The sequence below is a fragment of the Fodinibius saliphilus genome, from assembly GCF_005869845.1.
Lineage (GTDB): Bacteria > Bacteroidota > Rhodothermia > Balneolales > Balneolaceae > Fodinibius > Fodinibius saliphilus.
Genome location: NZ_VAWF01000002.1, coordinates 426,578 through 450,266, shown reverse-complemented (window position 1 = coordinate 450,266; position 23,689 = coordinate 426,578). Strand labels below are relative to the sequence as shown.

28 protein-coding genes are annotated in these 23,689 nt (G+C 41.9%); 15 read left to right on the top strand and 13 right to left on the bottom strand.

All coding sequences use genetic code 11. From position 1 onward, the window contains the following. The first annotated feature begins 254 nt into the window (after positions 1–254). The gene (locus FCN14_RS10085; protein WP_138431155.1) at positions 255–1,289 is read left to right on the top strand and encodes a class I SAM-dependent methyltransferase; all 1,035 of its coding nucleotides are present in this window, start codon (positions 255–257) and stop codon (positions 1,287–1,289) included. Between the two features lie 3 nt (positions 1,290–1,292). Here the strand turns inward: FCN14_RS10085 and FCN14_RS10080 are convergent, their stop codons facing one another. From FCN14_RS10080 to FCN14_RS10050, 7 genes are all read right to left on the bottom strand, one after another. After that, on the bottom strand, positions 1,293–2,624 hold the full coding sequence (locus FCN14_RS10080) for a hypothetical protein (protein ID WP_138431154.1): 1,332 nt from the start codon (positions 2,622–2,624) through the stop codon (positions 1,293–1,295). Between the two features lie 89 nt (positions 2,625–2,713). Further along, positions 2,714–3,052, bottom strand: a complete 339-nt coding sequence (gene fdxA, locus FCN14_RS10075) for a ferredoxin FdxA (protein ID WP_138431153.1) — start codon at positions 3,050–3,052, stop codon at positions 2,714–2,716. Positions 3,053–3,093: 41 nt separating this feature from the next. Further along, the gene (locus FCN14_RS10070) at positions 3,094–3,768 is read right to left on the bottom strand and encodes a precorrin-2 dehydrogenase/sirohydrochlorin ferrochelatase family protein (protein WP_138431152.1); all 675 of its coding nucleotides are present in this window, start codon (positions 3,766–3,768) and stop codon (positions 3,094–3,096) included. Positions 3,769–3,806: 38 nt separating this feature from the next. Beyond that, complete coding sequence (locus tag FCN14_RS10065; protein WP_138431151.1) at positions 3,807–4,544, bottom strand: phosphoadenylyl-sulfate reductase; 738 nt, start codon at positions 4,542–4,544, stop codon at positions 3,807–3,809. A 3-nt stretch (positions 4,545–4,547) separates the two neighbouring features. Next, the gene (cobA, locus tag FCN14_RS10060) at positions 4,548–5,360 is read right to left on the bottom strand and encodes a uroporphyrinogen-III C-methyltransferase (RefSeq protein ID WP_138431150.1); all 813 of its coding nucleotides are present in this window, start codon (positions 5,358–5,360) and stop codon (positions 4,548–4,550) included. 18 nt (positions 5,361–5,378) lie between these two features. Next, complete coding sequence (locus tag FCN14_RS10055; protein WP_138431149.1) at positions 5,379–7,064, bottom strand: NADPH-dependent assimilatory sulfite reductase hemoprotein subunit; 1,686 nt, start codon at positions 7,062–7,064, stop codon at positions 5,379–5,381. A 32-nt stretch (positions 7,065–7,096) separates the two neighbouring features. Then, positions 7,097–7,939, bottom strand: a complete 843-nt coding sequence (locus tag FCN14_RS10050; protein WP_138431148.1) for a sulfurtransferase — start codon at positions 7,937–7,939, stop codon at positions 7,097–7,099. A gap of 654 nt (positions 7,940–8,593) precedes the next feature. On the opposite strand from FCN14_RS10050, the gene FCN14_RS10045 reads away from it, so the two are divergent. The 4 genes from FCN14_RS10045 to moeB are packed head-to-tail and all read left to right on the top strand — an operon-like array spanning position 8,594 to position 11,478. Next, positions 8,594–9,529, top strand: coding sequence for a PLP-dependent cysteine synthase family protein (locus tag FCN14_RS10045; RefSeq protein ID WP_138431147.1), 936 nt, complete (start codon positions 8,594–8,596; stop codon positions 9,527–9,529). 10 nt (positions 9,530–9,539) lie between these two features. Then, the gene (locus tag FCN14_RS10040; RefSeq protein ID WP_138431146.1) at positions 9,540–9,971 is read left to right on the top strand and encodes a M67 family metallopeptidase; all 432 of its coding nucleotides are present in this window, start codon (positions 9,540–9,542) and stop codon (positions 9,969–9,971) included. Positions 9,972–9,987: 16 nt separating this feature from the next. Next, positions 9,988–10,260 carry a MoaD/ThiS family protein gene (locus FCN14_RS15895; protein ID WP_212747617.1) on the top strand — a complete coding sequence of 91 codons (273 nt, stop codon included), beginning with the start codon at positions 9,988–9,990 and terminating at the stop codon, positions 10,258–10,260. Positions 10,261–10,302: 42 nt separating this feature from the next. Continuing rightward, on the top strand, positions 10,303–11,478 hold the full coding sequence (moeB, locus tag FCN14_RS10035) for a molybdopterin-synthase adenylyltransferase MoeB (protein ID WP_212747616.1): 1,176 nt from the start codon (positions 10,303–10,305) through the stop codon (positions 11,476–11,478). An 80-nt stretch (positions 11,479–11,558) separates the two neighbouring features. Here the strand turns inward: moeB and FCN14_RS10030 are convergent, their stop codons facing one another. Together FCN14_RS10030 and FCN14_RS10025 are read right to left on the bottom strand one after the other, a co-directional pair. Continuing rightward, positions 11,559–12,053: a DUF4920 domain-containing protein gene (locus FCN14_RS10030; RefSeq protein WP_138431145.1), complete on the bottom strand. Its 495-nt coding sequence runs from the start codon at positions 12,051–12,053 to the stop codon at positions 11,559–11,561. Between the two features lie 15 nt (positions 12,054–12,068). After that, the gene (locus tag FCN14_RS10025) at positions 12,069–12,512 is read right to left on the bottom strand and encodes a GAF domain-containing protein (RefSeq protein ID WP_246043143.1); all 444 of its coding nucleotides are present in this window, start codon (positions 12,510–12,512) and stop codon (positions 12,069–12,071) included. Positions 12,513–12,675: 163 nt separating this feature from the next. Here FCN14_RS10025 and FCN14_RS10020 point away from each other — a divergent pair, with 163 nt between their 5' ends. Continuing rightward, positions 12,676–13,350: a MarC family NAAT transporter gene (locus FCN14_RS10020; protein WP_138431143.1), complete on the top strand. Its 675-nt coding sequence runs from the start codon at positions 12,676–12,678 to the stop codon at positions 13,348–13,350. A gap of 25 nt (positions 13,351–13,375) precedes the next feature. On the opposite strand, the gene FCN14_RS10015 is transcribed toward FCN14_RS10020, so the two are convergent. After that, positions 13,376–14,140 carry a type III pantothenate kinase gene (locus FCN14_RS10015; RefSeq protein ID WP_138431142.1) on the bottom strand — a complete coding sequence of 255 codons (765 nt, stop codon included), beginning with the start codon at positions 14,138–14,140 and terminating at the stop codon, positions 13,376–13,378. 124 nt (positions 14,141–14,264) lie between these two features. On the opposite strand from FCN14_RS10015, the gene FCN14_RS10010 reads away from it, so the two are divergent. The 9 genes from FCN14_RS10010 (at position 14,265) to FCN14_RS09970 (ending at position 21,718) form a co-directional block, all read left to right on the top strand. Continuing rightward, on the top strand, positions 14,265–14,732 hold the full coding sequence (locus tag FCN14_RS10010; protein ID WP_138431141.1) for a DinB family protein: 468 nt from the start codon (positions 14,265–14,267) through the stop codon (positions 14,730–14,732). Between the two features lie 48 nt (positions 14,733–14,780). Beyond that, positions 14,781–16,184: an alanine/glycine:cation symporter family protein gene (locus FCN14_RS10005; RefSeq protein ID WP_491523253.1), complete on the top strand. Its 1,404-nt coding sequence runs from the start codon at positions 14,781–14,783 to the stop codon at positions 16,182–16,184. Between the two features lie 396 nt (positions 16,185–16,580). After that, positions 16,581–17,060 (top strand): ankyrin repeat domain-containing protein, encoded by a 480-nt coding sequence (locus FCN14_RS10000; RefSeq protein ID WP_138431139.1) that lies wholly within the window; start codon positions 16,581–16,583, stop codon positions 17,058–17,060. A 132-nt stretch (positions 17,061–17,192) separates the two neighbouring features. Further along, positions 17,193–17,774, top strand: coding sequence for a crossover junction endodeoxyribonuclease RuvC (gene ruvC / locus FCN14_RS09995; RefSeq protein WP_138431138.1), 582 nt, complete (start codon positions 17,193–17,195; stop codon positions 17,772–17,774). A gap of 22 nt (positions 17,775–17,796) precedes the next feature. Further along, positions 17,797–18,399 (top strand): Holliday junction branch migration protein RuvA, encoded by a 603-nt coding sequence (ruvA, locus tag FCN14_RS09990; protein ID WP_138431137.1) that lies wholly within the window; start codon positions 17,797–17,799, stop codon positions 18,397–18,399. Positions 18,400–18,516: 117 nt separating this feature from the next. Beyond that, on the top strand, positions 18,517–19,197 hold the full coding sequence (locus FCN14_RS09985; RefSeq protein ID WP_138431136.1) for a response regulator transcription factor: 681 nt from the start codon (positions 18,517–18,519) through the stop codon (positions 19,195–19,197). Further along, positions 19,194–20,288 carry a sensor histidine kinase gene (locus FCN14_RS09980; protein WP_138431135.1) on the top strand — a complete coding sequence of 365 codons (1,095 nt, stop codon included), beginning with the start codon at positions 19,194–19,196 and terminating at the stop codon, positions 20,286–20,288. The genes FCN14_RS09985 and FCN14_RS09980 overlap by 4 nt, the downstream gene beginning before the upstream one ends. Before the next feature lie 7 nt (positions 20,289–20,295). Then, positions 20,296–20,544 (top strand): tetratricopeptide repeat protein, encoded by a 249-nt coding sequence (locus FCN14_RS09975; RefSeq protein ID WP_138431134.1) that lies wholly within the window; start codon positions 20,296–20,298, stop codon positions 20,542–20,544. A 55-nt stretch (positions 20,545–20,599) separates the two neighbouring features. Further along, the gene (locus tag FCN14_RS09970) at positions 20,600–21,718 is read left to right on the top strand and encodes a mannose-1-phosphate guanylyltransferase (RefSeq protein WP_246043142.1); all 1,119 of its coding nucleotides are present in this window, start codon (positions 20,600–20,602) and stop codon (positions 21,716–21,718) included. A gap of 85 nt (positions 21,719–21,803) precedes the next feature. On the opposite strand, the gene FCN14_RS09965 is transcribed toward FCN14_RS09970, so the two are convergent. From FCN14_RS09965 to FCN14_RS09955, 3 genes are read right to left on the bottom strand one after another with little or no spacing between them, the layout of a single operon-like run. After that, on the bottom strand, positions 21,804–22,562 hold the full coding sequence (locus tag FCN14_RS09965) for an MBL fold metallo-hydrolase (protein WP_138431133.1): 759 nt from the start codon (positions 22,560–22,562) through the stop codon (positions 21,804–21,806). Positions 22,563–22,564: 2 nt separating this feature from the next. Then, positions 22,565–22,867 carry a hypothetical protein gene (locus FCN14_RS09960; protein WP_138431132.1) on the bottom strand — a complete coding sequence of 101 codons (303 nt, stop codon included), beginning with the start codon at positions 22,865–22,867 and terminating at the stop codon, positions 22,565–22,567. 10 nt (positions 22,868–22,877) lie between these two features. After that, the gene (locus FCN14_RS09955; RefSeq protein WP_138431131.1) at positions 22,878–23,663 is read right to left on the bottom strand and encodes a hypothetical protein; all 786 of its coding nucleotides are present in this window, start codon (positions 23,661–23,663) and stop codon (positions 22,878–22,880) included. Positions 23,664–23,689 lie beyond the last annotated feature (26 nt).

Below are 23,689 nucleotides of genomic sequence, written 5' to 3'. Positions count from 1 at the left end.
TCAATGGGAGATCCTAAAACAAGTACTACGCCAGGGTAAAATCTGCCGAAGCACAGCCTACGTAAATTACAATCTGGTATTGATTTGATATTTGGAGATCTGGCCCTGCTGGGAACATGGCCGACATAGTATTGGCCCCAAAATAAGATTGACGCTAAAAATCCGTCGTCGGACAACGGTTGTCAGCTTTCAAATGACTTTAACCAGGCTGATAGTTATAATGTTATTATAATCATGAATAAGGGGTTGAGACTATGGAAACCATCCGCCAGCAAGAATCTACAAAAGAGAAGAAACACCAGGTAGGCTATTTTGAACGCCTTTCCACCCATGTCCAAGACTTGCGTGATACTCCTCCTGACCTCTTTGAAGATGTCAGTTATATCGACTGGAGCGCCCTTTCATGGGATCAGGTAAACCGCCCCTATAAAGTGGATAAATGGGCCGAGGGCAAAAAACTCTGGGAGCAAGAACATGGCGAACGGATGCCGGTCAAAAAAGGCTGGGCACACTTCAATCGCTCTTTCCACCAGCTATTTCAGAAAGATGTGCCCAAAGAAAAACAGGCAACCCGCTCTAAAATTTGGCAATCTCTCCTTTCTATGGATGTCCACGGTGCCGGCGAGGCCATTGAAGAGCTCGTTCAGCTGTTGGTTTGGAACAAGGTACACCGCGTAGAAGATGCCATCTGGGATCCCCGCGGAAAAAGAGCCCTCTTTGAGGATCTGGATGTAGAAAAGCCAGAGGTGCTGTTCCTCGGGGCTGCCGACGGCTACGAGGCCATGCAGCTACTGGCTCAGTATCCCGGCGGACATGCCGTACTTGTTGATTATGACGAATTCTGTAAAACCGATCGCTTCGGCAAATTTCCGGCCCGCTATCCTTTCCTGGGCAATAATCCCGCTACGGGAAATCATAAAGTCTATTACCGCGAGGATATGAATATCGATTTTGTGGTTGAAGATATTCGGAACCTTAAATACGGCAAAGAGTTCGACATCGTCGTCAGTATTGGGCTTATCGAACATTTCCCCGACGAGTATAAGCATGAGGCTTTTGAGATGCACCGCCGATTCCTGAAACCGGGAGGCTATGCCATCCTCACAACCCCGCGAAGCCAGCTGCGAAGTAAAGCTTTTTATACCGTAATGAGTGACTACATGAATTACGGCTACCGCGAGCTGATGGATATCCGTCAGATGGGACTATATGCCTGGGGAAACGGCTTCAACATTCTTCGCGCCGGTTATATCAAAGCCCATAACGGACTTATTTGTAAGGTGAGGTGAAGTTTACTTACTCCCATTATCCCAGTGCTGCAAGGCCCGGCCCGATTCTATAACATTTACCACTTTATTCCTGGCATCATCTAACGCAATGGGTTCAAATCCTGAAATCAATTGGCTAACCTGGTGAGTAAGAATCGCGCGCGCTGCATTATGCTCACCTTTTAAAGCAGCTGTTCCGGTTTCCAACACATATTCAGCCAGCGATGGCTGCTGATCCCACTCATCTTGCGAATACTCGATAGGAAATGCCCTCACTTCTTGATCCATGTGATTTCCCAGTTGTACTAACACCGGTTTCGAATCTTTTCGAAAATCAATCTGGGTAGATCCTTCCATCCCCTTCACTACAAGTACCTTATCCAACGATTTTTGAAGCTCTAATAAATTAGCCAATTCCTGCCGATAATGACTATGTACATATCCTGCTACCATATAGTTTGTCCCTTCAGAGGCACGCAGCGGATGCAACAGCTTTTCCAATGTAGCCAGAAACGTTCTTTTTATGATCTTATCTCGTAAACCCAATTGTTTGTGCATATTGGGAAAATAGACTGACTGATCTACATAGCCCCATCCTATCGACCTATTTTCAATGTCTTTTGCTACCGACGTACTGTCTTTATAGGGATCTTTCCCGGCTAATTTCAAAACTTTATGAATGGTATCTCCATACTTGGGAGCCACCTCTGAAAGACCGTGGCAATAGGTTGGAAAACCAATGGAAGCCAAGGTTGCTGCAATAAAAGGGGTATAGATAGGATATCGTCGGAATCCATCGTAGGGATCGGCCAAATCCACAAGCAAAGGTACGTCCACCTCTTGAATATCAATAGCCTTCCGGAATGACTGAAGAAAAGTTTTATTTTCCATAAATGTCTCACGCTTCAGTCGCTGTCCTATCAACAGCACCCCCTTTTGATAGTTAGGGATATCATCATCCAACAAATAGGAAATAGCTGATGATGCTTCTTTGACGCTAAGATCTTTGCGTTGCAACACCTTGTGTAAAATGGTCGAAAACCTGGTATCGGGATCAGTAAAAAAGAAGTTTGACAGGGTATCAGGCACGGTATATCTCCAATGACGCCATGCTTCTAGCAGATCCTTTTCCAACTGATTCTTTTGCTGAATAATAACCGACGCAATGAATACAGCCTTGGTAGTCATTGACACTTCATCTGATTGTAAAGCAGGGATAATGATATCCAGATCTTTCCTTTCAAGGTTTCGGCTCCCGTTTGGCCCTACAGCCTTTCTACGAATGATTTGGGAGAGTGCGTCGTGATAGTTTCCAATTGCTGTTTCCATATTTATGTTTTCTGCTGTTATTTTCATGAGACTTTAAATAACTCTTTCAATAATCATACTGATGGGGCGACTTCACAGCCGCCCACCAGTATGGAGGCTAAAGCCTGTAACGGCTATTAACCCCACTCCTCCTGCAAAAGCTCTTCTTTATCTTCTTTGTCTGCCCATTTATCCGCCTCGGCCATTGGTTCTGAGGTTTCAGTAATATGATGATCGATCCACTGTTCCGAGAGTTGGTCGTTAAGGTCGATATAATGCTCCCATTCCAGTGGCACTTCATCATCAGGATAGATCGCCTCTACCGGACATTCGGGTACACAGGCATCACAATCGATACATTCAAAAGGATCAATCACTAAAAAGTTAGGACCTTCACGAAATGCATCTACCGGACAAACCGAAGCGCAGTGCGTATATTTACAATTAATGCACGGTTCTGTTACTACATATGCCATTTCAAAAATGATTATTCAGATGTTATGATTATTACGTTCAATTAACGAGCGACCTTTTTGATGTTGAGAACTTCTTCTACAAGTTTTTCGCCAATAATTTCAGCAGTTCGATCATAAGCTTTTTCCAGTTTTCCATTCCGAAAATAGGTCAACACTTCAGAATCAATAAGCTCATACCATAGCCTTCGCCTAGTTTCGAAACTATCATGGTGACGTGCCATTGGTTTACGGAGCTTCTGCATAAACTCCAGAAATGCTCCATATTCCGGGCCGAATTCTTTTTCAAACCGCTGGCGAAGCCGCACCGACAAAGCCGGCGCCGCGCCGCTGGTTGAAATAGAAATTGTTAATGGCCCCTGCTTTACGATAGAACCAAAAGCAAAATTAGCGTGAGGAATATCATCCATAACGTTTACCAGTATATTACGTTCTCGCCCCTCTTGGTATACCTTTTTGTTCGTATCCCCCTCATAGTCAGCTACTATAGCCATAAAAGCGTCTTCCAGGTCGCCCTGCTCATACGTTCTGCGGATCCATTTAAATCGATTTTGTATGGCCCACCAAAGCATCTTCTTTGTTAAACGCGGACTAATCACCGTAAGTTTTGCATTACGATCCAGCAGTTGCTCGGCCTTATGTTCAGCCTCGTCATTACCTCCTATTAACACTGTTTTTCGTTCGTTTAAACGTCGCAAATAAATCGGAAACGTTTCCATTGTAATTTCTAACCTTCACTATATATTTCGTAATTCTATTATTTCTGTGTAGAAAGATGAATCCCACATTCAGTTTTTTCACTGCCATTCCAGCGACCGGCCCTTTCATCACTGGCCGTTTGTTCTACTGCCTCGGTACAAGGTATACAGCCTATACTGGGGTAGCCTTCATCATGCAGAGGGTTATAGGGCAATTTCTTACTACGGATATAGTTCCATACCTCTTCGGTAGTATAACTTGCTAGTGGATTTAATTTTACTACCTCATTATCGGGATCCCACTCTACGTACTGTGTATTTTTACGGGTTTCGGACTGACTGCGACGAACACCGGTAATCCACGCTTTTTTATCCGACAAGTAATTTTGCAGTGGCAACACTTTCCTGAGGTAACAACACTTATTGGGATCTTTATTCCAGAGTTTTTCGTCATACTCTTCTGCCTGCTCATCCAGCGATAACCGCGTTGACACCCTGGTTATCCGGATATCGAAACGCTCCTCCACCTTATCTTTTAGGCCATAAGTCTCATCAAAAAGAAGGTGGGTATCCAGAAAGAAAATGGGTATTTCAATACCGAGCTCCCAAAGTCGGTAAATGAGAAACATCCCGGAAGGCCCAAACCCCGTACCCAAAACCATATCCGTGCCAAATGTATCATATCCCCAAAGCAAAACATCATCGGGGCCCGCCAATCCAAACTGGGTATTAAGGCCACGAAGTAATTCATTTGATAACTCTTCATTGGAAGTGAGTTCGTTTTTTGAGAAATCCATTCTTTATCCCACTACTTGCGTCCTTCTATTAGTATTTGACACTGAAATACCAACTTTTTTTTCAGGGGTAAACCAGGCAAGCTGTTTACTTTTGGCCGCCAATTCCCCGATTACAATCGTACCGGGAGGGGATAACTTCTTCGCCTCTTCAGCAATATTACTGAGTGTTGCTGTTATTACCTTCTGTGACTGATAGGTAGCCTTTTCTATTACTGCAACCGGCGTATCAGCACTACGACCGTGCCCAATTAGCTGATTGGCTATTTGGGGCAAGCGTCCCATCCCCATAAGAATCACCAGCGTATCAGCATGCACGTAGTAATTCCATCCCGCAAATGTATCGGTATTGTGAATAGTATGGCCAGTTACCACCGTAAATGAACGTGCTATTTTACGTTGCGTTAATGGAATACCCGCAAAAGCAGGAGCTGCAAGAGCACTACTTATACCGGGTACTACTTCGAAAGAGATATGCTCTGCACGAAGCGCTTCACATTCTTCTCCTCCCCGGCCAAAAACGAACGAGTCTCCTCCTTTAAGCCGGGCAACAACTTTTCCTTCTTTGGCTTTTGTAACTATAATTTGATTTATCTGTTCTTGAGACACAGAGGGTTTCCCAGGACGTTTTCCCACATATATCTGTTCTGCCTTCTCCGATGTTTGGGATAGTAGCGCAGGATTTGCTAATCGATCATAGACAACAGCATCGGCCTTTTGTAACACCTCAGATCCTTTTACTGTTATTAAATCGGGATCACCCGGCCCCGCACCTACGAGATATACTTTCCCGTATAAGGTTAATGATTGAATACTCATAGTGTATTGTAATGAGAGTTAAACTGTAACTTGTTCAGCTTTGGATAAACCTACACGGTCCCAAAAGTCACTGAATGATTCATCCGTCGATCGATTTTCAGAATAGTACTCCAAAAGCGGACGTACTTCATCGACCAAGTCTTTACGCTCCACCAAGTCTTTATATTTTGTATTTAGCCTTGTTCCGGATGGATCTCCGCCTATAAAAATGGAATATTTATCCAGTGAACGACCTACGAACCCGATATCTGCTACATAGGGTCGAGAACAACCATTGGGGCAACCCGTCATACGAACGGAAAGCTTCTCATCTTCCAGCCCAAGATCATGCACAACCTTGTCCAGATCCCGAATCACATCAGGCAGTGCCCGTTCCGACTCTGTAATTGCCAACCCGCAGGTTGGAAGTGCCGGACAAGCCATTGAGTACTTAATGAGGTTTGAAATCTCATTATCCAGCAACACGCCATGATCATGAAGCAGATCGGTAATCGCCTCTTTCTCCTTTTCGGCAATATCCGTCAGCAGTACATTGTGATTGGGCGTCAAGCGTATCCCGACTTGGTATTCATCGGCAATCTTACGCAGAGCTGTTTTCAATTGTAACTCGCCCTCATCCTTGATGCGCCCGTTTTCTATAGACACACCTAAGAACCAATTACCATCCGATTGTTTGTTCCACCCCAAGTATAGATCTAAATCAAAGTCAGGCAACTCTCGGAAGGGTTCTAGCTCGAACCCAATTCGACTGATAAGTTCTTTTTCGAACTTTTCAAGCCCCCACTTATGGATCAGGTATTTCATGCGAGCCTGTTTCCGATTCTTCCGGTCCCCATGATCTCGCTGAATACTGATAATACCTTTTACGACCTCTATAATTTTATCTTTGGGAACGTACCCGAGGTCTTCACCTAATCGTGGGAAGGTATTTTCTTTACGGTGATTCATTCCCATACCGCCACCTACGATTATGTTAAACCCTTCGATCTCATTTTGTTCATCAAAGAGTGCTACCAATCCGATATCCTGGGTATGAGCATCGATGCTGTTATCTTTTGGCAGAGCAATACCAATTTTAAATTTTCGGGGCAGATAGCTGTGGCCATATAGTGGTTCACTGTCGATCACCTCTTCTTTGCCCGAATATACCTTATCCCCGTTGAGCCATACTTCGTGGTAGGCTTTTGTTGCTGGTAATAAGATATCCGAAAGGTCATCTGCAAATACTTGCACCTTAGCCTGCCGACCGTCTATATCGGGTGCCGGTGTTGCCATAACATTTCGCACGACATCACCACAGGCTCCAAGTGTAGTTATTAATGAGTCATTAATAGCCCGCAGCGTATCTTTAAGCTCTTTTTTAATAATTCCATGTAACTGAAAGGCCTGTCGTGTGGTAACACGCAGTGTTCCATCTGCATACTCATCTGCAATTTTATCAATTGACAAATACTGATCAGCTGTCATCTTTCCTGCCGGGATTCGCCCACGAATCATAAAGATGTAGTGTCTATCGCGCCCTTCTCTGAGATCACGATCATCTTGCTGGTAAGTGCCATGAAATTTAAGCACCTGTATAGCCTCCTTGCCGAAGTGGGAGGAGTCACTCCCCACTTCATCGGCAAGAGGCGCGCGCAAGTAATCGCTGCTCTCTTTTATGTTCTCTATTTTACTTTTTGTCCTTTTCTTTCTTTTTCTACCCATATCGAGTAAAACTAAATATTAAGTAATTACCGTTATCGCTCGATAGGAGCATTAATTAGGTTACCCCATTCAGTCCATGAACCATCGTAGTTCTTGACATTGGGATATTCCAGCAGCTCGTTCAATACAAACCAAGTGTGGGCAGAACGCTCCCCTATTCGGCAGTAAGCAACAATATTTTTGTCCGGCGTAATGCCTTCTTCTTCATAGATAGCCTTAAGCTCTTCTTCGGATTTAAACGTACCATCTTCATTTACAGCTGTTGACCAAGGAATATTAGAAGCTCCGGGAATATGGCCGGCACGTAGCGAAAGCTCCTTAACTCCTTTGGGAGCAACAATTTTGCCTTTAAACTCTTCGGGAGAACGCACATCAACCAAACCGAAATCATCAGCCTCTAGGTTTTCTTTAACATCATCGCGGAAAGCACGATACTCATTTTTTACTTCATTGATAGTGTAATCGGTCGTTTCATAATCCGGTGTATCGGTTGTGAGTTCACGATCTTCGGCAATCCACTTCTTACGACCACCATCGAGAACTTTTGCATTTTCGTGTCCATAATACTTTAACAGCCAATACGCCCAGGCAGCAAACCAGTTATTATTATCCCCATACACTACTACGGTGGTATCTTCATCAATACCGGATTCCTGTAGCAGCTTTTCAAAATCTTCCTTTGACGCAATAGTACGCCGTAACTGGTCTTGAAGCTGTGTTTTCCAATTCCATCCTATAGCTCCGGGAATGTGACCGGAATCATACGATTGGGTATCTACGTCTATTTCTACAAAACGGACATCCTTATCATTGAGATGTTCGGAGGCCCAGTCTAAAGTTACTAGTGTTTGTTCATTTGTTAGTACATCAGGCATAATTAGTGACCTATTTTTGTTTTCTGTTGGGTTTATGATTGAGTTTGTTTCACAAGCCCAGACCTGATGCAGGAGGAGAGGTGTTATTTTCTATATCAAAATAGAAAAGCCCACCACCTGCAGCAGGTAGTGGGCTTTTTTAAGTAATTTAATACAGAACTATGCAGGAAAATTACATCCACTACCTTTTGCGGTACACATACAACACATACACATAGGCATGTTCGCAAAAGGTTTATAGATGTAATTCAAAAATCTCATAATATTTCGAAAATGTTGCTCTTTCGTTTCAACGCGTTTAGGATAGCCACAGTTTTTATTTATGTCAAGAGTTATTTAAAAAAATTAATATTTGCCTGTTTCTAGCTCGGAATGATTATTTTTTAAAAGCGGTTATTGCAATAACAGAAAGATTTCGTAACTTTACGTAAGACAATTCATATTCAGAATATTTCTATTTTGAAAAACACGCAAAACATATTTCTCCTCTCTGCTAAGCACTATGGCTGTGCTATGTTTTGTTGTTGCTGTTGTTGTAGCTAATTACCGACCACGCTAAACGCCTTCTTTTCTTATCGGTAATCACCTCTAAACACCAAGGATAATCTTGGGTCTACAATTACTTCTTCCCCAATAAATTTAATATTACTGAAAATGAACTCCCTAGAAACTATTTCAGATTCGCTCTTACAAAATGCCATTCAATTACGGTCATTTATTGGCCATACGCCCTTATATCCAATAAACAACATAGGCAGCTACAATAACGTCAACATTTATGCCAAACTGGAATGGCAGCAGTTCGGAGGAAGTGTGAAAGCACGTGCGGCCTATCGTATTATCCGAGATGCTATTCAATCCGGTGAGCTCAACTCAGATGAATCATTGCTGGATGCCAGCAGTGGGAATACCGGTATCGCTTATGCCCACATTGGTGCTCGTCTGGGCATTCCCGTTACGCTGTGCCTACCTGAAAATGCTTCGGAAGAACGCAAGCAAATCCTAAAAGCTCTGGGAGTAAAGCTTCAGTTAACTCCTAGGGGAGGGGGTACGGATGAGGCTCAAAAGGTAGCCAAAAAAATGTATGAAAAATATCCCGATAAATATTTCTATGCCGACCAATATAGCAATCCCAATAATTGGAAAGCGCATTATGATACAACCGGAATTGAAATTCTTGAACAAACCGATTACGAAGTCACGCATTTTATAGCAGGTCTTGGTACCACCGGAACATTCACCGGTACCGGCAAACGCCTTAAAGAGTATAACGATGATATTTCACTTATTGCCCTACAACCCGATATAGCCATGCATGGACTCGAAGGCTGGAAGCATCTGCCCACGGCCAAAACACCCTCAATTTATAATGAAAATATACCGGAAAGCAGCTGGTCGGTGAGTACTGAAAAAGCCTATGCATTAATAAAAGAAACAGCCCGTAAAGAAGGGTTACTCATAAGTCCATCTTCCGCAGCTAATTTATTGGGAGCTTTAGAGTTAGCTGAACAAATACAAAAGGGAACTATTGTAACTGTTTTCCCTGACAACGGGGATAAATACGGAGAAGTTTTTAACCAATTATTCTAGCTTATAATTTATGAAATTGATACTCAATGAATCGTCACATAAGACGATGCGTAACCATGCCCAAGCCGACTATCCTAACGAATGTTGTGGTTTCTTTTATGGGGATGCCGGAGATCGGCGCATAGTACAGGAAGTTCAGCCTGTTCACAATGCTAAAGAAGGTGACCAGCGGCGACGCTTTCAAATTGATCCCAAAGACTATCAAAAGGCTGAAAAGTACGCCTTGGAGCATGGAATCGACTTGTTGGGAGTGTATCATTCACACCCCGACCACCCGGCTGAACCATCTGAGCATGACCGGAAAGTAGCGATGCCTTGGTTCTCCTATATCATCATTTCAGTTCAAGACGGTAAAGCCGAGGTAACACGATCCTGGCGACTTAATGAACAGCGCCAATTTGAAGAAGAATCTATCGAACAAACAGAAATACGCAGAACCTAAAATAACGACACATACTATGGCAAAAGTAATTATACCTACTCCTCTAAGAAAATATACAAACCAACATAGAACTTTTGATACACAGGCAGATAATCTTTCGGATGCACTCCAAGCTTTTGTGGATGAATACCCCGATGTAGAAGAGAACCTACTGGATGATAATGGAAATATTCGCTCCTACATTAAGTTATATATCGGAGATGAAAAGGTCTCCCCTAATGAAAACGGCACCATTGCTATTGACAACGATACAGAAGTGAGTATTGTGCCCGCCATTGCAGGAGGATAATAGAACACAACGTATTATTTAATATCATAAAGAACGATTGTTATGAATAACTGGGAAAACATAGAATTTTCGAGTAATGAGCTGGGCCACTATAGTCGACACTTGTCTATTCCCGAGTTTGGGATGGAGGGTCAAAAGAAACTTAAAGCTTCCAAAGTGTTAGCTGTAGGTACCGGTGGCCTTGGCGCCCCAATGTTGCAATACCTGGCAGCTGCAGGAGTAGGCACCATTGGTATCGTAGATTTCGATACGGTAGAGGCAAGTAATTTACATCGACAAGTACTGTTTGGGGCCTCTGATGTGGGACGCCCTAAAGTAGAAGTCGCCAAAGAACGACTACTGGCAAATAACCCTCACATTGACATACAGATCCATAATGTACGGCTAACCAGTGACAACGCTTTGGATATCATAAAAGGATATGACGTGGTAGCCGACGGCACCGACAACTTCCCCACACGCTATCTTATTAATGATGCTTGCGTAATGTTGGACAAGCCCAATGTTCATGGATCCATATTCCAATTTGAAGGACAGCTTTCTGTGTTTAATTATGAGGATGAGGAAGGCGTGCGCGGCCCGAATTATCGCGACCTGTTTCCCGAACCCCCACCGCCGGGAATGGTTCCCAGTTGTACAGAAGCGGGCGTATTAGGTGTACTTCCCGGCATTATTGGCAGTCTGCAAGCCAGTGAGATCATAAAGATCATTACCGGTATTGGCGACCCACTTTCGGGACAACTATTCCTTTTTGACGCCCAAGACTTCAGTACTAGAAAAGTAAATGTGACAAAAAATGAGGACAACCCATTACGGGGCGAAAATCCTGAGATCACTGAACTAATTGACTACCAGGCGTTCTGCGGAATTCCATCAGAAGATAAAGAAGAGGAAAGTGATGTTCCGGAAGTAAGCGTTCAAAAATACAAGTCTTGGCTCGATAATGATGAAGAGGTACAACTTGTTGACGTGCGTGAACCCCATGAGGTAGAAATTGCAGAAATTGGAGGTGACCTCATCCCACTGGATCAAATACTTGATCACGCCGATAAAATAAGTCGGGATAAGAAAGTGGTAGTACACTGCCGCAGTGGAAAACGCAGCTCTGATGCGATCAAAAAACTACAGGAAAAGTATGGTTTTGATAATTTATATAACCTAAAAGGAGGCATATTAGCGTGGTCAGAAGAAATTGATGCCAATATACCCCAATATTAATACTAAAATATTGCGGTAAAAAAAGCCCCGACAACAGACTTTTATCTGAAAATCGGGGCTTACATTTTGCTATCAAAAAACTACTTGTTATCAATAATTTTTACGGATGTAGCAATAACACTATACTCTTTTTGTGGCCCTTCAACTTCTTTGCTGTCAGAACCTGCATCTTTTGCATAGTGTTTAGCTTGTGCCTCGGATAGTTCCTTAACTTCAAATTTACCCACTAGCTTTGCTTTTTTTCCCATACTGTTTGTGGGAACAAAAAAGCTATAATCTTTAAATGTAATTCTGACATTACCATTTGGGGCTGCCAGCATAAAAAAGCACCCTTTCTTCTGGCATACCTGCTTTATTTTTCCACCAGTCATAATTTGCTTCCCCTTATATTCCGAGCTTTTTGCAATAAGCTGGTTCAGACTAGTAATATCCGTTTCCTGGGGAAATTCATTGCCAAAAACCTCATAACCATCCCCCTTTTCGACAGGAGCTGACAACCGGATAACCTTTTCTTGTGCCTGTGCTATGTTTACAACAAAAAAGAGCCCTAATACACCTAGAAATAGCTTCTTCATTACCTACCTATTTTATTAAAATAACGGAGAAATAATACTGCATACCTCTTCCAGCATTTTTCGATGCTCCTCAGTTAACGAATCTTTTGTGTGGGAATCAATATCTAATTCTGCTACAAACTCTCCATCTTTTTTGACCGGAACTACAATCTCAGCTTTTACCTCTAAACTGCAAGCTAAATAGTTGTCCTCCTTACTCACATCCTGTATTACAAAGGTCTCATTGGTCTCAGCTGCCTGTCCACAAATACCCTTTCCGAATGGTATACGAGTATGGTTGGTTTCTTCACCTACATAAGGCCCCAACACCAATTCCTCATCTGCCTCAGGGTCAACCAAATAAAAACCAACCCAGTCAAAAACTTCAATCTCGTTCGCCAGGTATTTACAAATGTCGCCTAACTTTTCATCAGGTGATTTGTTGGGGTTATCAACCGTTTTCTTTATCTGGCTTAACAAAACTCTGTACTCCTGAAATATCGAAGTGTCCATTCTTTCTTATCTATAATCAAGCTTTTTATTTGATCCCCAAAACTAAGGTTTAATTATCCCTAAAAAAAATCATAGTTAAATATTTAAAGCCGGTTACTTCTTCGAAAGCTCTTTCCTATATTTAGGGTCTATGTTTGAAGAATTATTAAACCAAAGCGATTTCTTTACCACTTACTTATCAGGAACTGTAACACTCTTTTTTGCAGCCTTTACTTCTATTATTTCTGTAGCTAACCCACTGGCAGCCATGCCCGTATTCCTGTCGCTCACAGAAGGGAATAAAGATACAGATCGGCTTTCCACAGCCAAAAAATCTTCCTTCTATATGTTCGCCATTCTTCTCATCTTTTTACTGGCAGGAACCTATATCATGAGTTTTTTCGGCATCAGCCTGCCGGGAATTCGAATAGCCGGCGGACTTATTATTCTGCGCGCCGCTTATGCCATGCTTAATCCAGATCATTCTGAGCGTAAAATTTCTGAAGAAGCCCAAGAAGCCGCCAAAGAGAAACAGGATATATCATTTAGTCCGATGGCTATGCCGATGCTATCTGGACCGGGAAGTATTGCTGTAGTTATCGGATTAGCTTCACAGGCAGAAGGGGTTATGGATCTGTTAATCATCAGTGTTGCTATATTATTGGTAGCACTTTTAGCTTATATCGTCTTGCGGTTGGCTCCGTTTTCTGCGCGGTATATTGGTCCCACCGGGATGAATGCAATTACCCGAATGATGGGGTTCATCGCTATGGCTATTGGTGTGCAATTTATACTAAATGGAATTTCAAAATTCTTTGGAGTGTAGGAGTTCATGGATTTCCATAGATAGACTACTGCCTATCCATAATTAATCGCAAACCGTCCAAGGTCAACATGGGATCAATAACATCAAAATAATCAGTATAGGGGCCAACCTTCTCTGATAGCCCTCCTGTTGCAACCACCTTGGGATTCTCCGATTCAAATTGCTGGTTCATGCGATCGATGAGTCCCTCAATCATACAGAGATGCCCCAATACCATTCCCGATTGCATCGCCTTTATAGTGTTATTCCCAATTACATTTTGCGGAGGTTCCAGTGGAATTTGAGATAACTGTGCAGCCTTACCGACCAAAGCATCAATTGTAACTTTTAATCCCGCACAAATAGAACCACCGATCAGTTCACCCGGATCTCGAACGGCCATCACCGTAGTAGCAGTCCCAAAGTCTACAACGATACAATCACCTTTAAAAAGCTCATAAGCTCCTACTGCATCAGCAAGCAAATCTGCCCCCACACTATGTGGGCTTTCCGTACTCACTGTAATTCCGGTATTCACATCATTAGCCAAAATTAGGGGATCAATATGCACACGTTTTTTAAATACTTCTTCTATGGTTTGAGTAAGCTGAGGCACCACGCTTGATATGATAATACGTTGTAATTGCTTATAGCCAATTCCCACCTCATTAAATAAACTGTGAAATAACACCCCATATTCATCAGCAGTTTTACTGTCATCGGTTTGAATACGCCATTGGTATTTCCATTCCCCATTTTCTGAGGCCCCAATTACAATGTTGCTGTTACCAATATCCAGAGCTAAAAGCATAACTTTATCTGCTATTTTATTATTAAGGACTAAAATAGCTTGCCTTTAGTCTACTTCAAAATTTGTATAATTCCATTAACTATGTATTATTTCAATGTTCATTTAATGACATAACTGTTTCGATATGAATTCAGGCGATCAATTATTCAGGTTATTCTCGTATGATATGTGGGCAAATGAGCAAGTTTTGTTCACTATTCAAGAAAATATTCCTTTTAAAGGCGATGAAAAGTGTATCCATTCATTTGCACATATTGTGGGAGCACAAGAGCTATGGTATGCGCGTATTACCGGCGCCTCTCAAAAAAATCTTGTGGTATGGCCCGATTATTCCTTGCCTGTAGCTCTTCAAAAATTAAAAACACTCTCTGCAAACTGGAACAAACTGATTGATTCTAATAAATCAGATATAGATCGGCCTATTTCCTATAAAAACTCCAGTGGCACATCTTATGAAACAATGCTTTCCGACATTTTGCATCATGTCATAATTCACGGCCAGCATCACCGAGCGCAGGTCGCAAAATTGTTACGAAATGCAAAAATTGACCCTCCGGCCACTGATTTCATCTTTTTTAGCCGCGTAAATTAATATATTCGCTTCATTATCATTCTAATAAAATATACATGAGGTCCTGTTCTGAAACTTCTTGAACAATTTCTTTCTGATTTCTCTAGCTTTATGTGGGGAATGCCGTTGGTATACCTACTGGTAGGTGGCGGGCTCTTTTTCCTACTCTATTCCCGCTTTGCCCCTTTCAAATATTTTAAACATGCCCTAAACATACTCCGTGGGAAATATGATAATCCGGAAGACCCTGGGGATATTTCCCACTTTGAAGCCCTGTCAAGTGCCCTTGCTGCTACCGTAGGAATGGGAAATATCAGTGGAGTTGCTGTTGCCATCTTTATGGGTGGTCCCGGCGCCCTTTTCTGGATGTGGGTTAGTGCCTTTGTTGGGATGGCCACTAAATTCTTTACCTGTACCCTTTCCATTATGTATCGTGGCGAAGATTCAGCCGGAAAAATTCAAGGTGGGCCAATGTACGTTATTCGGGAAGGCCTTACCAAAAAGTGGGGCGACGGATGGAAAGTATTATTTAAACCACTTGCGGGCTTATTTGCCATTGCAGGACTGTTTGGGCCTCTTCCCATTTTCCAGGCCAATCAGCTCACACAGATTTTACGTGACACTATATATATCCCCCAAGGATGGGTTACTGCTAACGCTCATATGGGAGGCGATTTAATTACGGGTTTAGTATTGGTAGTAATCGTTTCCATTGTCGTATTCGGCGGTATTACCCGAATTGGGAAAGTAACCTCACGCCTTGTCCCTGCAATGGTCGTTATCTACGTGGGATGTGTACTTACCATTCTTGCCATTCATATTGAAGAAATCCCTTACTATCTAAGCCTTATTGTTACCGATGCCTTTACCGGAAAATCTGTGATGGGCGGTGCCGTAGGTTCTCTTATTGTAATCGGAATTCAACGAGGAGTCTTTTCTAACGAAGCAGGTCTTGGTACCGAAGCACTGGCACACGGAGCCGCCAAAACAAAGGAGCCTGTCCGCGAAGGATTAGTAGCTATGCTGGGACCAGCTATCGATACTATCATCACTTGTACTATGACTGCACTGGCTATTTTAGTAACCGGAGTTTGGAAATCTACCGAAGCAAATGGTGTTACCCTAACCCTTAATGCCTTTAACGAAGCACTCCCTACCGTAGGCACATACCTGCTAGTTATATGTGTGGTATTCTTTGCCATAAGTTCAATGCTCACATATTCATATTACGGTACTAAATGTCTCGGGTATTTAGTCGGTGCCGAATACCAGCACCTGTACAACTATTTCTACGTAGGGTCAATCATCTTTGGAGCTATCGCCTCCATTGGGGCTGTTATTGATCTTATTGACGGAATGTTTGCTCTTATGGCCATCCCGACAATGGTTTCTGCTGTGTTGCTTGCGCCCAAAGTCAAAGAGGCGGCACAAAGTTACTTCTCTCGAATAGAGACTTTTAAAACATATGACTAACTGATTTATGTAGAAGCAATCGATTAGGCTCCGGGAATAATTTACCCGGAGTCATACCAATACCTTTGATGGGGTTCCGGTTATCGTTTTTTATATAATTTGATTGCACATTATATCTTCGCGCACAGTACAAGCCCTTCTTTACAATATCTTCATATTAAACATACAACCCCGTATTTACGCATTTCAAGACAGTTCTTATTCTTGAATTAAGAATTAACCCCGCCCCCTCCGCTGCCTTAATTAATTAGGAGTTACTGACTTTCCTGCTAAACCTTTCTATTTCTCATTTCAGCATCGAATATGCAAAACTTTTCTTCAGGACCTCCGTATTTTTAAGTGCATTGAAAAAGGAGAAAGCAACTCCGAATTAAAACTCAAAATTTTCAAAAAACTATGAAATCAATCAAAGGATTAATTCTGATTCTTATTATGTCTGCAATGGCATTTTCTAGTATCGAAGCTAATCCCACTCCAAAAGTAATCAAGGACAATATCTTTACTGCAATACGCAGTATTGATTATATAAGCATCAATGTACTGTTATCAGACGGTACGGATATCGATACAGTAGATAAACATGGGAATACCCCTTTAATGGTTGCAGCCCAAATAGGGAACCCCCGAATTTTAAATATTATTTTATCACACAATCCAGACGTAAATAAATATAATAAAGAGGGATTTACTGCGTTAATGGTAGCAAGTAAGTCAGGTCAGCTGCATGTAGTACAAAAACTTGTTGCCAGAGGTGCTGATACAACCCATAAAAGCAATGATGGTAATACAGCATTAACATTAGCTTCAAAGTTTGGTCATAACGAAATTGTAACTTATTTGAGCAAACAACGTACACTGAGACCTTTTACAAAGTAACTTTCTAAGCATAGGTAACCCTACCTATTAGTAACCCCAGCGATTGGTAACTCGCTGGGGTTTTTTATTTTGGGGATGTAATGATGGTATGAATGCGTTATATTAAAAAAAATTAGCATTCGACCTTTTTTTATGTCAGATCTCATCCTAGGTATAGACCCGGGCTCCAGAAATACCGGCTACGCTATCCTAACAGAACAAAATGGCAAACTACTTTCTCTACGCTGCGATGTGTTAAAAATGGCACATATGGATGACCATGCCGATCGTTTACAATTTATTTTTGAAGAAGTTTCAAAGATAATCTCCTCATTTGAACCAACTTCATGTGCTGTTGAAACTCCCATATATGGAGTAGATCCCCTGGCAATGCTTAAGTTGGGGCGGGCCCAGGCGGCAGCGATGCTGGCTATTACCAACAGTGACATCTCCGTAACAGAATATTATCCGAAACAAGTTAAAAAATCGATTACCGGCAATGGTAATGCCAGCAAGAAACAGGTCGCTTTTATGCTTCGCAAAATGGTTAGCCTGCCCGATGAAAAGCTTTCGAAAGATGCCACTGATGCCCTTGCCGTTGCCTGGTGTCATCTGATGAAACAAAATAGCATTCCGGGACAAACTCAAAATTCCGACAAAAAACGACATCAGAATAACAGTAAATCCAGCTGGGAAAGCTTTGTTGCTAATAATCCCGATCGAATAAGTTCTTAGAAGATACACTTTAACATTATTTATGATTGCATACCTCAAAGGTTCTATCCACGCTAAAGCAGAAGAACAATTAATCGTTGATGTCCGTGATGTAGGATATGCCCTCGAAATTTCATCTCAAACCTTGGAAAAACTACCCTCGGAAGGAGAAGAGGTCGAACTACTGGTCTATCATCATATTACCGATAATGATCAACGGCTTTTTGGATTTTTAGATCAGAATGAAAAAGATCTTTTTGAACTCTTAATTACGGTAAAAGGCGTGGGGCCCAAACTGGGGCTCACGATCCTTTCCGGTCTCCCGGCCCAAGAAATCACGGGGGCCATTGTCCAAAAAGACAAATCGGCGTTATCCAAAATTAAAGGAATCGGCAAAAAAACGGCCGAACGCATGATATTGGAACTCAAAGATAAAATGTCAGAAATGGTGGATGCCACCTATCAGCCAGGCAGCGGAACCAATATATCAGGAAACGTCAAAGAAGAAGCAATCTCGGCGCTTCAATCATTAGGGTTTAAAAAACGGGATGCCGAAGAGTCTATAGAACTGGCAGCAAAAGGCGAATCTATTGATGGAGACGTTCAGAAATTAGTCAAAAAAGCCCTCTCCCAACTGGATAGATAACAATTATTTAACAGGGTTGAGGTTTAATTTGAGGACGGGGCTTCGTACTATTAGGAATATATAAGTAACGTAATACTTGCGTTACTTCAACTAAATACTTTAATAAACTCTTTGCCCGTGCCTGACAAACAAACCATCCTTGTTGTTGACGATGAACAAGACCTGCTGGACCTAATAGAATATAATTTACAAAAAGAGGGCTTCAATGTACTAAAAGCAGAAAATGGGCTCGAAGGAATAGAAATGGCCCGGGAGCATAACCCCGACCTTATGCTACTCGATATCATGATGCCTAAAATGGATGGACTCGAAGTAGTAGAAAAAATTCGAGAAGATAAGGAAGTAAGCCATATCCCCATTATCTTTCTTACTGCTCGGGGCGACGAAAAAACCGAAGTTGAAGGCTTGGATAAAGGCGGGGATGACTATATTACCAAACCGATAAGCACAACAAAACTGATCTCTCGTATTAAGGCAGTATTACGGCGTTTCGAAAAAACCGAAACGATGACGGATAAAATTGAGGTCCATGATATTGTTATCGACAAAGACCGATATATTGTTAGCCAGGGAGATGACGAATACCAGCTCCCCCGTAAAGAGTTTGAATTGCTCTATTATCTGGCCAGTCGAAAAGGCAAAGTTATGGACCGGCAGACCTTGCTTAATCATGTTTGGGGTAACAATGTATATGTTGTGGATCGCACAGTAGATGTGCATATTCGTAAAATACGAGAGAAGATCGGCAAAAAATATATTGAAACCGTAAAAGGTGTAGGATATCGTTTTAAAGAATGAAAAGGAATCCATTTAAAAAATCCTCTCGCCTCGCCTTTCGGAGCGCACTATTTTCGGCTCTGATTCTGGGTACTCTCACTGCCATTGGATGCTTAACTTTTTTAAACCTTGATTGGAAAAACGCATTGGCTTCAGGCACTTTACTGGCTATCATAGCCTGTATCACCACTTATTTAATCATTTACAACCTTCAGTCTTCACGTTTAGAAACGCTAAACGAAATTAACAGAAATATCGCCCGCAAGCGGTTTCGGGATTATGAAGATCTCAGAACGGGCGGACACGATGAACTTGACTATCTTATAAAACAGTCCATTAGGGCTAGTAAAACAGTAGAACGTGAAATACAACGACTCAATAGAATAGAAAACTATCGGAAAGAATTTATTGGGGATATCTCACATGAATTAAAAACACCCATTTTTGCAATACAAGGCTTTATTGAAACACTGTTGAACGGGGCTATTGAAGATGACAACGTAAACAGAAAGTTTCTTAAAAAAGCCATGCGAAATGTGAATCGACTTACTTTTCTCACTAAAGATCTCATGGAAATATCAAAGTTAGAGACCGGAGAATTAAAGTCGGAGATTCAGGATATCTGCATTGGCGATGTTATTCGTGATGTTGTTGAAAGCTTACAATACAAAGCAGACAAGGAAGAAATCTCGCTTACCGCAGAAGATATTCCCCAAAACGTATTAGTTTCTGCCGATCATAATCAAATTAAGCAGGTACTGATAAACCTGGTGGAAAATGCTATTAAATATAATAAACCTAAGGGTAGTGTAACTGTTGGAGTTAAACCTTATTCACAAGACAACAGTCGTGTATTGATATATGTAGAAGACACGGGTATTGGTATAAATCAACAATATATTGACAGGGTCACCGAACGATTCTTTAGGGTTGACAAATCTCGCTCTCGTGAAAAAGGAGGAACCGGTTTGGGACTGGCTATTGTTAAACATATTATGGAGGCACATGGAGAAGAATTTTTCATCGAAAGCACGCCAAATGTAGGTTCTACTTTTAGTTTTACGCTCACAAAAGTAGATACGCCCCCTGCTGAAGCTACTCCCCCAGAATAGTATTATAATGAAAGATGTGAATAGTGAAACCATATTTTTAGTTACCGGTCTAGTTACTGCAGCTGCGGCAAACAGAGACGATGCCACCCTTAAGCTGGCACATTCTCTTGCCGAAGAAGAACAGTATATTGCGGCTATTTATATGGCAGAAAAGATTATAGAATACTATCCCAATACCAGCTATGCTAATTCTGCACAAAAACTTGTTGATGTAATCTGTCATGACTATCTCGATCGTACTTCGCCTATAACTTGAGGCTAATTATCGAGTGTTCGCTTTTCTTTCTTGTCCAAATTATCCCTACTTTTGGATGTCAAAAATCACTTTAAAAAATCGAAGAGACATGCTCCATGCTGTTGTAATGGCCGGAGGTTCCGGCACCCGCTTTTGGCCTCGAAGTACTGAAGACCATCCTAAACAGTTTTTAAATATTTTCGGCGACCGTACGATGTTGCAATCTACGGTAGATCGTATTGAATCATTGGTACCGGCAGAACGGGTCTGGATTATAACAAATGATAAGTATGTAGACCTGGTACAAGAGCAGTTACCCAACGTCCCCACCCAAAATATTGTGGGGGAACCAGTAGGCAGAAATACTGCTCCATGTGTTGCTGCAGCAGCAACTTTGATTCATGATCGTGACCCAGACGCTACAATGGTTGTACTGCCTGCCGATCACCTTATCAGTGATACTGAGACCTTTTTATCTATCCTGGAATCTGCCGAATCCAAAGCTTCCAGCGATAATTCATTAGTTACTATCGGTATTAAACCAGACAGACCTGAAACCGGTTATGGGTATATTGAGTTTGATGAGCAACACTCTGATACTTTCAAAAACCATAACGTAAAGCGGGTAAAGCAGTTTCGAGAGAAGCCAGACCGAGAAACTGCTGAAACGTTTATCAATGCAGGAAACTTCTTATGGAATAGCGGTATGTTTGTTTGGCAGGCTAATACTATTCTTAATGAATTTGCACAACACCTCCCTGATATCGCCGAAGAGATTAACAAGCTTCAATCTTCTTTAAATGAAAAAAAGCAAAAAGATTCCATTGATGCGTTTTACCACGCATGTCCCTCTATCTCTATTGATTACGGGATTATGGAACAATCTGATTCCGTATTTGTAGTACCCGGCTCATTTGGCTGGAATGATGTGGGAAGCTGGCGAGCGGTCTATGACCTTCGTCCTAAAGACAAAGACGGAAATGTTATCGAAAGTGAGCATGCGACATTAGCACACGCTAAAAACAATTTCATCCAAAGTTCCAGCGGCAAAATGATTGCCCTTATTGGAGTTGAGAATCTTGCGGTAGTAGAAACTGATACTGCAATTATGGTGTGCAATCTTGACGACTCCCAAGGAATTAAAGATGTTGTTAATTACATGCGTGAAAAGGACCATCTCAAGAAGTTTGTTTAACGGCAGAATATAGGATCCCAGCCATACAGAAGCAGTAGAAACGGTCTTACGGGGCTTTTCTATCTATCTGTAGCTTTATTAAATCCTATATCTCTATTGTGAGCTGATCATAGGCCAGCTTTACATGATCCGGCAATCGTTTATTTGTCTCCTGGTGATTCACATAAGAATTCATATGAATAAGATAGGTTTGTGGAATCTCCAGTTTATTTGCCATCGCCACCGCTTCGGGAATAGTCATATGGGTAGGGTGCTCTGGCTTCCAGCGTAATCCGCTAAGTACCATTACCTCTGAGCCCCGGACCAGGCTTTTCGTTTCTTCGGGAATCTCTTTCACATCGGTCAGGTAAGAAATATCATTAAGCCGGTAGCCCAGTACATTAACGTTTCCATGAATGGCCGGCAAGGGCGTAATATTGACGTCACGAAATGAAATGGGCGCTTTAATTTCCTTCAGTTCAATATCAGTTGCCCCCGGGTACCTGTCAGGACCAAACATATAGTCAAATCGGCTGCGAATAGCTTTTAAACAGGAAGCACTACTGTAAACCGGGATTTTTTGTTCTTGCTTATAGCAAAAGGGACGCAGGTCATCCAAACCGGCAATATGGTCCATATGCTCATGGGTGATCAGAACCAAATCTACTTGTGACAAACCCGACCTTATAGTTTGCAACCGAAACTCCGGACCGGTATCAATAACGATAGAGGCTTTGGGGGTTTCTACCCATGCCGAACAACGCCACCTTATATTTCGGGGATCCCCATCAAGCTGCTCCTTGCCAAATCCACCGGCAATAGGTACCCCCATTGATGTTCCCGTACCCAAAAAAGTAAATTCCATTATTACAGCTCGATATCCAGTTCCTCGATTTCACTGTCTTTAAACTCCTCAAACCGTTCCCACAGCTCTTCCAGTTGTTTACGCACTACTGGTTTGATATAAATGTCCTGCAGATTTTTATCTTTAAGAACACGTGCCAACAGACCTACCTGTTGCTGAGGAGGTTTCTTCTTATTTAATACCACTAACATCTCTCCTTCCATTACACAGGAGTCACCCCTAAAGGTACCTTTTTCTTTACGAATGGTATAGCCGGCCTGTTTTACCAGTTCTTCAAGTTCTAAAAGTAAATTTTCTGTTTTCATAAGACCTTTTCTAAAAAGTGATACCTAGCTCAAAAATATGACCTTTTATTTTATAATCATATACATCTTCATCAATATCATAGTTTCTCAAGTCATACTGATACCCCACACTCAAACCAACATCTCCAAACAAGCGATCAAAATAAAGGCGGCCTTGTAGATCAACAGATCCAAAAGAGCCCCCTTGCGACCCCCTTGAAGCAAAGGCGAAACCATAGGTTGGAATACCTCTCACATCAATACGGATCTTCTCTGCCGGGCGGATCAATACTTTAGGCCCCAGCCCCCCGGATAAATTCCCAAATCGGAAATTATTAAAGCGAGGATAAAAGTTCTTGCTGTTAGTCATATTTACCAAGCGTGATGAAATATGGATGGGTAAAAATAAAGAAATAGTTTCTGACTGATATAGATCTATGAGCACATTTAACGCCCCCCCTACCTCGAAATAACCGACATATTCAATTCCCGATACCGGGCCCCCCGTGCTCAAGTGTAGATTCACAAATTGATTTCTATACCCCACTTTAATAATCGGCCCTGCAAACTCAAACTGACCAGCACTATTATCAATAGAACGCAGCCCCTGATAACTCACATCCATTGCTTCTACCCCTAAAAAGAAATTTGTGTTGGGGGAATTGAATTGGGGCTCCTTTTCACCTACTGAAAACATTTGTCCCATACTTTCTGCGGGCACCATTACCGACAATAATATTACAGCAATAATTGTTGGTAAAAAGCGTAAAAATAACTTTAATTTACTGGAATGCTTAAGCGTATTATCACATTTCATATATGTAAACTTTTAAGACAGTTCTC

Bases quoted from the DNA above. Each gene is read 5' to 3' on its own strand.
- FCN14_RS10085 (WP_138431155.1), top strand. From the start codon at position 255: ATGGAAACCATCCGCCAGCAAGAATCTACAAAAGAGAAGAAACACCAG.
- FCN14_RS10080 (WP_138431154.1), bottom strand. From the start codon at position 2,624: ATGAAAATAACAGCAGAAAACATAAATATGGAAACAGCAATTGGAAAC.
- fdxA (WP_138431153.1), bottom strand. From the start codon at position 3,052: ATGGCATATGTAGTAACAGAACCGTGCATTAATTGTAAATATACGCAC.
- FCN14_RS10070 (WP_138431152.1), bottom strand. From the start codon at position 3,768: ATGGAAACGTTTCCGATTTATTTGCGACGTTTAAACGAACGAAAAACA.
- FCN14_RS10065 (WP_138431151.1), bottom strand. From the start codon at position 4,544: ATGGATTTCTCAAAAAACGAACTCACTTCCAATGAAGAGTTATCAAAT.
- cobA (WP_138431150.1), bottom strand. From the start codon at position 5,360: ATGAGTATTCAATCATTAACCTTATACGGGAAAGTATATCTCGTAGGT.
- FCN14_RS10055 (WP_138431149.1), bottom strand. From the start codon at position 7,064: ATGGGTAGAAAAAGAAAGAAAAGGACAAAAAGTAAAATAGAGAACATA.
- FCN14_RS10050 (WP_138431148.1), bottom strand. From the start codon at position 7,939: ATGCCTGATGTACTAACAAATGAACAAACACTAGTAACTTTAGACTGG.
- FCN14_RS10045 (WP_138431147.1), top strand. From the start codon at position 8,594: ATGAACTCCCTAGAAACTATTTCAGATTCGCTCTTACAAAATGCCATT.
- FCN14_RS10040 (WP_138431146.1), top strand. From the start codon at position 9,540: ATGAAATTGATACTCAATGAATCGTCACATAAGACGATGCGTAACCAT.
- FCN14_RS15895 (WP_212747617.1), top strand. From the start codon at position 9,988: ATGGCAAAAGTAATTATACCTACTCCTCTAAGAAAATATACAAACCAA.
- moeB (WP_212747616.1), top strand. From the start codon at position 10,303: ATGAATAACTGGGAAAACATAGAATTTTCGAGTAATGAGCTGGGCCAC.
- FCN14_RS10030 (WP_138431145.1), bottom strand. From the start codon at position 12,053: ATGAAGAAGCTATTTCTAGGTGTATTAGGGCTCTTTTTTGTTGTAAAC.
- FCN14_RS10020 (WP_138431143.1), top strand. From the start codon at position 12,676: ATGTTTGAAGAATTATTAAACCAAAGCGATTTCTTTACCACTTACTTA.
- FCN14_RS10015 (WP_138431142.1), bottom strand. From the start codon at position 14,140: ATGCTTTTAGCTCTGGATATTGGTAACAGCAACATTGTAATTGGGGCC.
- FCN14_RS10010 (WP_138431141.1), top strand. From the start codon at position 14,265: ATGAATTCAGGCGATCAATTATTCAGGTTATTCTCGTATGATATGTGG.
- FCN14_RS10000 (WP_138431139.1), top strand. From the start codon at position 16,581: ATGAAATCAATCAAAGGATTAATTCTGATTCTTATTATGTCTGCAATG.
- ruvC (WP_138431138.1), top strand. From the start codon at position 17,193: ATGTCAGATCTCATCCTAGGTATAGACCCGGGCTCCAGAAATACCGGC.
- ruvA (WP_138431137.1), top strand. From the start codon at position 17,797: ATGATTGCATACCTCAAAGGTTCTATCCACGCTAAAGCAGAAGAACAA.
- FCN14_RS09980 (WP_138431135.1), top strand. From the start codon at position 19,194: ATGAAAAGGAATCCATTTAAAAAATCCTCTCGCCTCGCCTTTCGGAGC.
- FCN14_RS09975 (WP_138431134.1), top strand. From the start codon at position 20,296: ATGAAAGATGTGAATAGTGAAACCATATTTTTAGTTACCGGTCTAGTT.
- FCN14_RS09970 (WP_246043142.1), top strand. From the start codon at position 20,600: ATGTCAAAAATCACTTTAAAAAATCGAAGAGACATGCTCCATGCTGTT.
- FCN14_RS09965 (WP_138431133.1), bottom strand. From the start codon at position 22,562: ATGGAATTTACTTTTTTGGGTACGGGAACATCAATGGGGGTACCTATT.
- FCN14_RS09960 (WP_138431132.1), bottom strand. From the start codon at position 22,867: ATGAAAACAGAAAATTTACTTTTAGAACTTGAAGAACTGGTAAAACAG.
- FCN14_RS09955 (WP_138431131.1), bottom strand. From the start codon at position 23,663: ATGAAATGTGATAATACGCTTAAGCATTCCAGTAAATTAAAGTTATTT.